The sequence below is a fragment of the Paraburkholderia silvatlantica genome (genome assembly GCF_003096715.1).
In the GTDB taxonomy this organism is placed as follows: domain Bacteria; phylum Pseudomonadota; class Gammaproteobacteria; order Burkholderiales; family Burkholderiaceae; genus Paraburkholderia; species Paraburkholderia silvatlantica.
In genome coordinates, this window is record NZ_QEOL01000015.1 from 181,985 (window position 1) to 193,044 (window position 11,060).

Below are 11,060 nucleotides of genomic sequence, written 5' to 3' on the forward strand. Positions count from 1 at the left end.
CAAAGGACACGCGATGACCACACACTCCATTCAGTCGCTGCAGATCGGCATGCACTGGTTTCCCGAGCGCGCAGGCGGTCTCGACCGCATGTACTATTCGCTCGTCGGCGCGCTGCCCGGCGCGGGCGTGCGCGTGCGCGGCGTCGTGGCCGGCTCGCCCAAGGTGGCCCAGGACAGCGGCGGCGCGATTCACGGCTTCGGCTCCGCTTCGCGCTCGTTGCCGTTTCGCCTCATGGATGCGCGCCGCGCGCTGCGCAGCGAGATCCGCCGCCACCGTCCCGACGTGATTTCCTCGCACTTCGCGCTTTACACCTTCCCTGGACTCGACGTCACGCGCGGCATTCCGCAGGTTTCGCACTTTCAGGGACCGTGGGCCGACGAAAGTCTCGTGGAAGGCGCGGCCACGCTGAGCCAGCGCATCAAGCACTCGCTGGAGCAGTCGGTGTATGAGCGCTCCTCGCGGCTCATCGTGCTGTCGAAGGCGTTTGGCGACATCCTCACGCGCCGCTACGGCATTTCGCCCGAGCGCGTGCGCATCGTGCCGGGCTGCGTGGATACGGCGCATTTCGACCCGGCCTGCACGACGGCGGAAGCGCGCCTGAAGCTCCAGTTGCCGCAAGGCCGCCCGATCATCCTGGCCGTGCGCCGCCTCGTGCGCCGCATGGGCCTCGAAGATCTGATCGACGCGATCAAGGTAGTCAAGCAACGCCACCCGGACGTGCTCCTGCTGATCGCGGGGCGAGGCCGTCTGGAGTCCGAACTTCAGCAGCGTATCGACGAAAGAGGACTGGCCGACAACGTGAAGCTGCTCGGTTTCGTGCCCGACGCACATCTGCCGTCGCTCTATCGCGCGGCCACGCTGAGCGTGGTGCCGACGGTTGCGCTGGAGGGCTTCGGCCTGATTACGGTGGAATCGCTTTCCGCCGGCACGCCGGTTCTGGTGACGCCGGTGGGTGGTCTGCCCGAAGCGGTGGCGGGTCTGTCGCAAGATCTCGTGCTGCCGAGCACGGGTGCGAACGCGATCGCCGATGGCATCGACGGCGCGCTCTCGGGCCGCATCAAGCTGCCGGATGAAGAGGCGTGCAAGGCGTATGCGCGCGAGCACTTCGATAACGCCGTGATCGCGAAGCGCGTGGCCGCGGTTTACGCGCAAGCCATCGCCGCTCACTGACGCGGGCCGTCAGGCCAAAAGGAGACCGCCGCTCGGGAGAGTGGCGGTTGTTCGATAGAAGAGAGAGGCAGTAAGCGGCGCGCTATTGCGTTTCAGGCACGCGTTCGCGGGCTTCTTCATACATCCAGCGCAACGTGTCCTCCAGATGCTTGCGCGAGCTGTCGCCGACGATGGAGCGCAGTTTCGCGTTCGATCCGATCAGCTGACGCACTTCGTTGGCGCGCACGAAGCGCGGATCGACGTGCACCTCGATCTCGTAGCCGGCGATGCGCGCAAGCATGCCGAGCAGCGCGCCAAGCGTCTGGCCGCTGCCCGAGCAGACGTTGACGGTGACGCCGCGCGGCGCGACTTCGACAAGCCGCGCATAGGCGTTCACCACGTCGCGCACATCGGAGAAGTCGCGGGCCACGTGGAGGTTGCCGAGCGAAATCTGCTTTGCGCCGCGTGCGTAGTGCTCGACGATCTTCGGGATCAGGAAGTCGGGCGATTGGCCCACGCCCGTGTAGTTGAACGGGCGCGCGATGATGATCGGCAATTGCGCCTGAAAGCGCTTCGCGACGTATTCCATCGCGAGCTTGCTGACCGCGTAGTCGTTGGCGGGTTGGGGCTCGACGTGCTCGTCGATCACGCCGTTCGTGGCGTTGCCGTAGACGTTCGCACTGCTCGCCAGCAAGACGGCGCGCGGCACGTGCTTTTGCTGCGCGAGCGCATCGAGCAGATTGCGCGTGCCGACCACGTTCACGACATAGGTGCGCGCCACGTCGCTATCGGCCACGTGGGCCACCGCGGCGAGATGCACGACCACGTCGGGCTGCACGGATTCGAGCGCATGGGCGAGGGCGGCGCGGTCGAGCAGGTCGGCTTCGATCGCCGTGGCGCCGAACGGGAAGGCTTCCGCGCTCAGCGATTCGCCGGCCCGCACGGTGCCCCACACGCGGTAGCCGTCCGCCGCGAGCCGGGCGGCCATGTAGCGGCCCGTAAAGCCGCCGATGCCCGTGACGAGCGCGCGCGGACGGCTAGCGGGATCAGAATGTGTCATGGCGTTCGTTGCGCGCAAGGTCGGCCGTGACCATCATCTGGCAGAGCTGCTCGAGCGACGTCTGCGGCTTCCAGCCGAGTTTTTCCTGCGCTTTGGCCGGGTCGCCGATGAGCAGATCGACTTCGGCGGGGCGGTAGTAGCGCGGGCTCACGCGCACGAGCGTGCGGCCCGTGGCGACGCAAATGCCGGTTTCGCGCTCGCCCTTGCCCGACCATTCGAGCTGGATGCCTGCCGCGGTGAAAGCCATCTTCACGAAGTCGCGCACGGTTTCGGTGCGGCCCGTGGCGAGCACATAGGTGTCGGGTTCGTCGGCCTGCAGCATGCGCCACATGCCTTCGACGTATTCGGAGGCGTAGCCCCAGTCGCGCTTGGCGTCGAGGTTGCCGAGCTCGAGCATGTTGAGCTTGCCGAGCTTGATCTTGGCGACGCTGTCGGTGATCTTGCGCGTGACGAACTCGCGCCCGCGCAGCGGCGACTCGTGATTGAAGAGAATGCCGCTCGTCGCGAAGATGTCGTAAGACTCGCGGTAGTTGACGGTGGACCAGTGTGCGAACAGCTTGGCCACGCCATAGGGGCTGCGCGGATAGAACGGCGTGTCCTCGCATTGCGGAATCGCCTGGACCTTGCCGAACATTTCGGAGGTCGAAGCCTGATAGAAGCGCGCTTGCGGATTCACCACGCGAATCGCTTCGAGCATGTTCAGCACGCCGATGCCGGTGACTTCGGCGGTCGTGGCGGGCTGGTCGAACGAGACACCCACGAAGCTCTGGGCCGCGAGGTTGTAGACCTCCTGCGCTTGCGCGCGTTCGACGAGGCGCAGGGTCGAGCCCGCGTCCGTGAGATCGTGTTCGACGAGTTCGAGCGACGGATGGTCGAGGATTCCCAGCTCGTTCATGCGCCAGAAGTTGACGGAGCTGGTGCGGCGATAAGTGCCGGTGACGTTGTAGCCCTTGTCGAGCAGCAGGCGCGTGAGGTAGGCGCCGTCCTGGCCGGAAACACCGGTGATGATCGCTTTGCGACGTTCGTTCATGTGATGTGCCTTTGAAGTATCGAACGGGATTCAGGAATTACGATTGCGGGCTCGACTGGCTCACGCGCGCGGCGAGGTCGACCGGCGCAACTGCAGAGCGGCGGCGCGGACCGCGCGTGAGGCGGCGCTCGAAGAGGAACCAGCTCGCGCTTGCATAAGCGAGCGTGAGAACGAGCGCGATCGCGGCGCTCTCGATGCGGCCGTAGTGGAGCGGCCACACGGCATAGAGAATCGTGAGGTGAATGAGGTAGATCGTGTAGCTGATCGTGCCGATATACACGAGCACCGGGTTCGACAGCAGGCGCCGCACGATGCCTTTCGATTGCAGCGCGAACACGACGATGGAAGTGCAGAGCACGAGTGAAACGCTGTAGAGCATCGCGTTCGAAAGCGGCGTGTTCATGGCGCGAAAGCGCGGGTAGTGCAGGTGCAGCCAGGCGAGCACGCCGAGCGCCGCGAAGAAAAGCACGGCGGCGGGCCACTTGAAGGGTTCGAGCGCGTTGCGGTCGCGGCGCACGAGCACGGCGAGCAGCGCGCCGGCGGCCAGCAGGTCCATGCGGAACGGCGTGAGGTAATAGATCGGCCAGTACGAGTCGAACCACGGCGTCGCGACGGCGCGCAGCACGGGCACGAGCAGGATGAGCGCGGCGGCCGCCGCGGCCATGAGCCGTTGCGGCAGGAGCAGCACGACGAAGGGCCAGACGATGTAGAACTGCTCTTCTACGGCGAGCGACCAGAGGATGTTGAGGCTGTCGTGCCCGCTCTGGCCGAGTGCGTCGCCGATATTGGTGGCGAAGAATGCATACCACGGCCAGTAGTGCGCCCAGCCGAAGCCGAACAGCAGCGACGAAACGATGAGCAGCAGCACGTAAGGCGGCAGGATACGGCGTACCCGGCGCGCATAGAAGTAACTGAAATACGATTGTCCGCGCGCCTTGCGCTCGAGCAGGATGCCGGTGATGAGAAAACCGCTCAGCACGAAGAACAGGTCGACGCCCATCCACAGCGGGGCGCGCAACGCGTGCTGCGCGAACACGGCGAGCACGGCGAAAGCACGCAGACCGTCCAGCTGGACGATGCGGTGGGAATGGTCGGCGGGGCCTTGTTGACTGACTGGGCGGCTGACGGTCATCGGTTCTCCGGTGGATTCATGCATGCACAATGGCTTCGCGGTTCATTCTAGAAAGAATTAAATGTTCAAAAAGCCAAAATATATTGGGCATGGATTTTTGAAATTAAATACGGGAATTTGCGCGATATGAAATGCATATGGCATTCCGAAAATCGGGCTAGGCCTTGCTGAGTAAGGCCTGTTGGCTTCGCATCCGCATTCTGGAATTTATTTCCGTTTCATTCGGAAACGGGTCATAAATACTGAATTTTTTTGAATTATTTTCCCTTTTTTGGAGGCGATTTTTCACGCGGTTTGTACGGCATGATCCTGGCAGATTGCCGTCACCAGACCGGAGGAATTGCCTTGCCGTTATCGAATCCCGATCGCCGCTTGCGCAGGACGTTGGCACTGGCCGCGATGTGCACGTTTATCTGCACGTCGTCGGTTCAGACCATCGCCGCGCCGCAACTCAATGTGACGACCTCGTGGATCGGCAACAGTTTTGGCAACGGCCAGGGCACGTGGATGCAGATCAACGTCACGGCCATCGCCGTCACGCCCGAAGGCAAGGTGTTCACCAACGCGCCGTGGGACGAGAGCGGTGCCGAGATCAGCGCGTACCAGGACGGCAAGCCGCTCGGCTTCGCCGGCGGCACGCATGGCTGGGGGGGAGCCGGCGGCAACGCCGTGGCCGTGAATCATCGCTATCTGTATGCGGCGGTCGGCGTGGGCAACGAGAAGGGGCATCTCGTCGGCAGCGGCATCTGGCCTGCGAAGGGCAGCCAGTGGTACGGCATTACGCGCCGGCCGCTCGACGAGCCCAAACGCGCCGCCGCGTTTCAGGCTTCGCCCGATCCGCTCAATCCGCATGCGCAGCTTTCCGCATCGTTCCTGAAGATCAACGAAGTGCCGGCCGGCACGCATGCCGACATTGGCGGGCTCGCCGCGACGGACTCGACGCTCTATGTCAGCAACACGCCGATGAACCGCATCGAGGTGTACGACGCGAACTCGATGCAGCGCAAGACGCAATGGGATGTGCAGGCGCCGGGCCGTATCGCGCTCGCAGCCGACGGGTCGGTGTGGGTGCTGAGTGGCTCGGGTGGTGCTCATGCGCGCGTCGAGCACTATTCGGCGGAAGGCAAGCGCCTCGACGATACGCTCGCGCTGCCCGACGATTCGGTGGCGGTGGATCTCGCGTTCGATCCGCAGCAACGCCTGCTGATCGCCGATAACGGGCCGCGCCAGCAGATCCTCATTTTCACGCGCAACGGCAGGACGTGGACACAGAGCGCCGCGCTCGGCGAGCGCGGCGGCATCTTCTCGGGCGTCGCGGGCCGGCCGGGGCCTGGCCGCTTCAACGGCCTCACGGGTGTCGGCACCGATGCGCGCGGGAACATCTACGTCTCGACCAATGGTGTCGGGCCGCAGCACGACGACAGCATCGGCGCCGGTCTTGGCGCGACACTGGAAGCCTATACGCCTGCGGGCAAGCGCCTGTGGAACCTGGAAGGCCTGCTGTTCGTGGATGGCGCGTGGGTGGACCCGCAGCGCCCCAACAGCGTCTATACGGGCAACAAGCGCTTCGAGCTCGACTTGTCGAAGCCGCCGGGCCAGGACTGGAAATATGTCGGATTCCTGTCCAATCGTTTCCGCTATCCCGACGATCCGGTCTTTCACACCGACCAGTGGCCGGGCCTGCCTACCGCGCGCGAGTTGAACGGGCACACATTCCTGTTCCTCACCGACATGTACGCGGACCATCTGAAGATCTACCGCTTCGATGCGCAGCGCGACGGCGAGACGGCGATTCCCTCGGGCTTCATTGCGGGCCGCGGCCGCGGGGTGCAGAACGTGCCGAACGCGCCCAGGGTACCGGCGGGCGGCGACTGGATCTGGCGCGATGCCAACGGCAACGGTGCCTTCGACGCCGACGAATTCACGCGCAATCCAGGCCGCGACCATCTGGCCGGCGGCTGGGGCTGGTGGATCGACACGGGCGGCGACATCTGGCGCGCGCGCGACGACAAGGGCATCTGGCGCTTCCGCTTTGGCGGGCTCGACGCGAAGGGCAACCCGATCTACTCGTACGACAAGCTCGACAAGTACGCGATTCCCGCGCCGTTCACCGAAGTGCATCGCGCGATCTACGAGCCGCAGACCGACACGCTCTACGTGACGGGCTATACGGCCGATGCGCCGCACGATCCCGGCTTCTGGAAGGAAGCGGGGCGCGTGCTGGTGCGCTACGACAAGTGGTCGAGCGGCCACCCCGGGCAGCGCTACGTGCTGCGCCTGCCGTGGGACCCGAAAGCGAAACCGCCTGTCACGCCGGCGGGGCTCACGGTGGAAGGCCAGTACGTGTTCGTGGTCGAGCCCGCGGGCAACGTCCACGTGTACGACAAGGACAGCGCGAAGGAGATCGGCACCTTCGGCCCGGGTGCCGAAGTGGGCAATACCTCGGGATGGGTCGACGTGCCGTTCGGGATCACCGCGCATCGCGAAGCGAACGGCGAATACCTCGTGTTCGTCGAGGAAGACGCGCGCGGCAAGGTGCTCATGTACCGCTGGAAACCGGCCTGACCCGCTACGGGCCACGCAACTGGATGCCTGATGGATAAAGGAATACTGCGCAACGTCGCAATCAATCTGTTTGGTCTCGTGCTGCCGACCTTCGTGTCGCTCGTCACGGTGCCTTCGTATATCCGCCTGCTCGGCGTGGAGCGCTACGGCGTGATCGCGCTCGTCTGGACCCTGATCGGCTACTTCAGCGTCCTCGACCTCGGCATGAGCATGGCAGCGCAGAACCAGATCTCGAAGGCATACGCGTCGAAAGACGCCGATGCCTGCGAGCGCGTGTTCTGGAGCGCGTTCTGGCTGAACTTCACGACCGGCGCGATTGGCGGCCTGCTGATCTATTCGGGCGGCGCGCTCTATACCGCGTACTTCACGCACGTCACGCCCGAATTGCGGCGCGAAGTCTATCTCGCGCTGCCATGGCTCGCCGTGGCGATTCCGGTGGCGAACGTCTCGTGGGTGTTCGCGGGTGCGATCAACGGCGCGGAGCGCTTCGGCATCTACAACACGAACCAGACGCTCGGCACGTTCCTGTTCCAGTTGCTGCCGCTCGCCGCCGCCTGGGCGTACGAACCGAATCTGCAGACCGTGCTGGCCGCCGCCGTGTTCGCGCGTCTCGCGGCCGCGATCCTGCTCGGCCGCTCGGCGCTGCGCGTGCTCGGTATTCGCAAGGTGCGCGGGCCGCGCCTCGATACCTCGAAGGCGCTCTTCAATTTCGGCGGCTGGATGCTGGTCGCGAGCATCACGACGATGGTCGCGGATTCGCTCGACCGCATGATGCTGGGCGCGGGCCTCGGTGCGCGCTTCGTCACGTACTACACGGTGCCGCAGAACCTCGTCACGCGCCTGAACATGGTGCCCAACGCGCTCGTGCGCACGCTGTTTCCGCGCCTGTCGGCACTGGGCCGCGAGCATGCCGATGAAATCGCCGCGCAGTCGCTGCAGTTTCTCAATGCCGTGTTCACGCCCATTGCCATCGGCGCGATCGTGGTGCTGCAGCCCTTCCTGCATGCGTGGGTCGGGCCCGTGATCGCCGGACATGGCGCGCCGGTCGGGCGCGTGCTGATCGTCGCCGTGTGGCTCGTCGGGCAGGCGGGCGTGACGCGCATTCTCATCCAGTCGCAAAACAATCCTGCCGCCGCCGCGCGCGTCGGGCTCGTGGAGCTGCCGCTCTTTGCCGGTCTGCTGTGGCTCGGCATTGCGCGCTTCGGCTTGCCGGGCGCGGCCGCCGCCGTGCTGTTTCGCGCACTGTTCGACTATGTCGTGCTGCTGTGGCTTTCGCGCATGCATAGCCGCACGATCATCGTCGATATGTTTGCACACCTGAGTTTTCTCGCCGCTGCGATCGCTCTTGCGTGGTGGCTGCCGGACGCGCTGTACGCAATCGGCGCCGGTGTCGTGCTGGCGCTTGCCAACATGGTGTGGTCGGTTGCGACCACGCCGATGCTGCGCGGCTACGCCCGTTCCCTTCTCTTTCGCCTGAATTCACGGAAAAGCGCATGAGTCACGAACTGATCGACGAAGCGGCGCCGTCCGAAAGCGCCGCCGCGCCCATTCAACGGCGCGACGCCGCCAAACCGCGACGCCCCGAAACGGGCGCCGTCATGCCGCTGCGGCCACGGCGTCCAGCGCTCGCCGCAGGCCGTGCGCCGCGCGTGGCCGTCGTGCACGACTGGCTCGTGACCTATGCGGGCGCGGAGCGCGTGCTCGAGCAGATCCTTGCCTGCTTTCCGGATGCGGACCTGTTCTCGGTCGTCGACTTCGTCGATTCGAAGGACCGCACGTTCCTGCGCGGCAAGCGCGCCACGACCTCGTTCATCCAGCGGCTGCCTGGCGCGCGCAAGCGTTATCGCGCGTACCTGCCGTTCATGCCGCTCGCGATCGAGCAGCTCGACGTGTCGGGCTACGACGTGGTGATTTCCAGCAGCCACGCGGTGGCCAAGGGCGTGCTCACGGGACCGGACCAGTTCCATATCAGCTACGTGCATTCGCCGATCCGTTATGCATGGGACCTCCAGCACCAGTACCTGCAGGAGTCGAGCCTCACGCGCGGGCCGAAGTCGATGCTCGCGCGCCTGATCCTGCACTACATCCGCAACTGGGACGTGCGCACGGCGAATTCGGTGGACCAGTTCGTCGCCAACTCGGAGTTCATCGCCCGACGCATTCAGAAGGTGTATCAGCGCCAGGCGGAAGTGGTCTATCCGCCCGTGGATATCGACGCGTTCGAGCTGGAAACCACGAAAGAAGACTTCTATTTGACCGCCTCGCGGCTCGTGCCGTACAAGAAGATCGACCTGATCGTCGAGGCGTTCGCACGCATGCCCGAGCGGCGCCTCGTGGTGATCGGCGACGGCCCCGACATGAACAAGGTACGCGCGAAGGCGACGCCCAACGTGGAAGTGCTGGGTTATCAGCCGTTCGCCGTCCTGCACGACCGCATGAGGCGCGCCAGGGCGTTCGTGTTCGCAGCGGAAGAAGACTTCGGCATTTCGGTGGTCGAGGCGCAGGCTTGCGGCACACCCGTGATTGCATTTGGCAAGGGCGGCGCACTCGAAACGGTGCGTGACACCGGTTCGCGCCCCACGGGCCTGTTCTTCGACGAGCAAAAGGCGGACGCGATCATCGAGGCCGTCGAATCGTTCGAAAGCGATCCTGGCCGATTCCGCGCCGAGGATTGCCGCGCGAACGCCGAGCGTTTTTCTTCGCGGCATTTCCGCGAGCAATTTTTCGCGCGTGTGGCGACGGCGGTGCCGGCGATTGCGCAGGCGGGCTCGGCACACGGTGCGGCACCGTTCGAGATCGAAGCCGACGCAACGCCAGCGCCGCGCGTGCTCGCCATCGACCAGAGTGGCGTGCTGGGCGGCGCCGAGCTGTCGCTGCTGGAAGTGGTGAAGGGATTGCGCTCGCGTATCGACGTGCTGCTCTTCAACGACGGACCCTTCAGGGAGGCGCTCGACAAAGCCGGCGCGCGCGTGGAGGTGCTCGATTCGGGCGCTTTGAGCAACGTGCGCCGCGATGGCGGCACGGCACCGCGACTGGGCGTGCTAGCGGGCATTGCCGCGCTCGTGCGCGAGACGCGCCGCCGCGCGCGCGAAGCCGACGTGCTTTACGCCAACACGCAGCGTGCGATGGTGATCGGCGTGCTCGCGGGCAAGCTTGCGCGCAAGCCGGTGGTCTGGCATTTGCGCGACATCGTGAGCGACGCGCATTTTGGGCGCGTGCAGCGCGCCGTGATCAAGGGTTGCGCGAAGCTGGGACTCGCGCATGTGATCGCCAATTCGCATGCATCGGCGAAGGTGTTCGCGCAGCTCACTCGATTCGACACGAAGCGCATCGATGTCGTGCACAACGGTGTGGATGAAGCGCCGTTCCGTGCGCTTGCGCGTGTGCCGCAGGCGCAATTGCGGGCTCAGATCGGGTTGCCCGGGGACGCATTCCTCGTGGGTGCGTTTAGCCGGCTCGCGCGCTGGAAAGGCCAGCATGTGTTGCTTGAAGCGTTGCTCGACGAGCCGCGGGCGCATGCGGTTTTTGTGGGGGCGCCGCTATTTGGCGAGGATGCCTATGCTGCTGAGTTGCGTGCGTTTGTCGAAGCGAACGGGTTGCAGGAGCGGGTGCATTTTCTGGGCTTCCGGCATGACATTGCGGCGTGCATGCGTGCTGTCGACGTGATCGCGCATACGTCCATTACGCCTGAGCCGTTTGGGCGTGTGGTCGTTGAGGGGATGCTGGCGCAGCGGCCTGTGGTTGCTTCGCGCGATGGCGGTGTGACGGAGATCGTCGAGCACGGCAAGAGCGGGCTGCTCTGTACGCCGGGCGATGCGAAGGAGCTGGCTGCTACGATCGCCAGGTTGCACGATGATGCTTCTTTGCGCGAGGCGCTTGCCGCGCATGGGCTTGCTACCGCGCGGGAGCGGTTTGGGAAGCAGCAGTATGTCGAGGCGGTCGAGCGTGTGCTCGATGGTGTTGTTGCTCGGCTCAGGAAGCGGGGTAGCACCGCTTGATCGCCACTCATTGCTGTTTTTTGGCCTTTCCTTGAATTCGCGTCGGGACGCGGGCGTTGCCCCTGTGCGGGGCGGCACCTACTTTCTTTGCGGCGGCAAAGAAAGTAGGCAAAGAAAGCCGCTCA

7 protein-coding genes are annotated in these 11,060 nt (G+C 65.0%); 4 read left to right on the forward strand and 3 right to left on the reverse strand.

Annotated elements, in window-relative coordinates; translation table 11 throughout:
- Positions 1–13 precede the first annotated feature (13 nt).
- Positions 14–1,171, forward strand: a complete 1,158-nt coding sequence (locus tag C7411_RS20805) for a glycosyltransferase family 4 protein (protein ID WP_110385941.1) — start codon at positions 14–16, stop codon at positions 1,169–1,171.
- Between the two features lie 82 nt (positions 1,172–1,253).
- Here C7411_RS20805 and C7411_RS20810 read toward each other — a convergent pair whose 3' ends face one another.
- Genes C7411_RS20810 through C7411_RS20820 form a run of 3 tightly spaced genes read right to left on the reverse strand, consistent with a single transcriptional unit; the run spans position 1,254 to position 4,372 of the window.
- Entirely contained in the window at positions 1,254–2,210 is a 957-nt protein-coding gene (locus C7411_RS20810; RefSeq protein ID WP_110385942.1) for a GDP-mannose 4,6-dehydratase, read from the reverse strand.
- Positions 2,197–3,240, reverse strand: a complete 1,044-nt coding sequence (gene gmd, locus C7411_RS20815) for a GDP-mannose 4,6-dehydratase (protein WP_110385943.1) — start codon at positions 3,238–3,240, stop codon at positions 2,197–2,199. Before gmd ends, C7411_RS20810 begins: the two co-directional genes overlap by 14 nt.
- 37 nt (positions 3,241–3,277) lie before the next feature.
- Positions 3,278–4,372, reverse strand: a complete 1,095-nt coding sequence (locus tag C7411_RS20820; protein ID WP_110385944.1) for an acyltransferase family protein — start codon at positions 4,370–4,372, stop codon at positions 3,278–3,280.
- A 399-nt stretch (positions 4,373–4,771) separates the two neighbouring features.
- On the opposite strand from C7411_RS20820, the gene C7411_RS20825 reads away from it, so the two are divergent.
- From C7411_RS20825 to C7411_RS20835, 3 genes are read left to right on the forward strand one after another with little or no spacing between them, the layout of a single operon-like run.
- Positions 4,772–6,937, forward strand: coding sequence for an NHL repeat-containing protein (locus C7411_RS20825; RefSeq protein ID WP_110385960.1), 2,166 nt, complete (start codon positions 4,772–4,774; stop codon positions 6,935–6,937).
- 30 nt (positions 6,938–6,967) lie between these two features.
- Entirely contained in the window at positions 6,968–8,434 is a 1,467-nt protein-coding gene (locus C7411_RS20830) for a flippase (protein ID WP_110385945.1), read from the forward strand.
- Entirely contained in the window at positions 8,431–10,935 is a 2,505-nt protein-coding gene (locus C7411_RS20835) for a glycosyltransferase family 4 protein (RefSeq protein WP_110385946.1), read from the forward strand. Before C7411_RS20830 ends, C7411_RS20835 begins: the two co-directional genes overlap by 4 nt.
- The last annotated feature ends 125 nt before the right edge of the window (positions 10,936–11,060 follow it).

Bases quoted from the DNA above. Each gene is read 5' to 3' on its own strand.
- C7411_RS20805 (WP_110385941.1), top strand. From the start codon at position 14: ATGACCACACACTCCATTCAGTCGCTGCAGATCGGCATGCACTGGTTT.
- C7411_RS20810 (WP_110385942.1), bottom strand. From the start codon at position 2,210: ATGACACATTCTGATCCCGCTAGCCGTCCGCGCGCGCTCGTCACGGGC.
- gmd (WP_110385943.1), bottom strand. From the start codon at position 3,240: ATGAACGAACGTCGCAAAGCGATCATCACCGGTGTTTCCGGCCAGGAC.
- C7411_RS20820 (WP_110385944.1), bottom strand. From the start codon at position 4,372: ATGACCGTCAGCCGCCCAGTCAGTCAACAAGGCCCCGCCGACCATTCC.
- C7411_RS20825 (WP_110385960.1), top strand. From the start codon at position 4,772: ATGTGCACGTTTATCTGCACGTCGTCGGTTCAGACCATCGCCGCGCCG.
- C7411_RS20830 (WP_110385945.1), top strand. From the start codon at position 6,968: ATGGATAAAGGAATACTGCGCAACGTCGCAATCAATCTGTTTGGTCTC.
- C7411_RS20835 (WP_110385946.1), top strand. From the start codon at position 8,431: ATGAGTCACGAACTGATCGACGAAGCGGCGCCGTCCGAAAGCGCCGCC.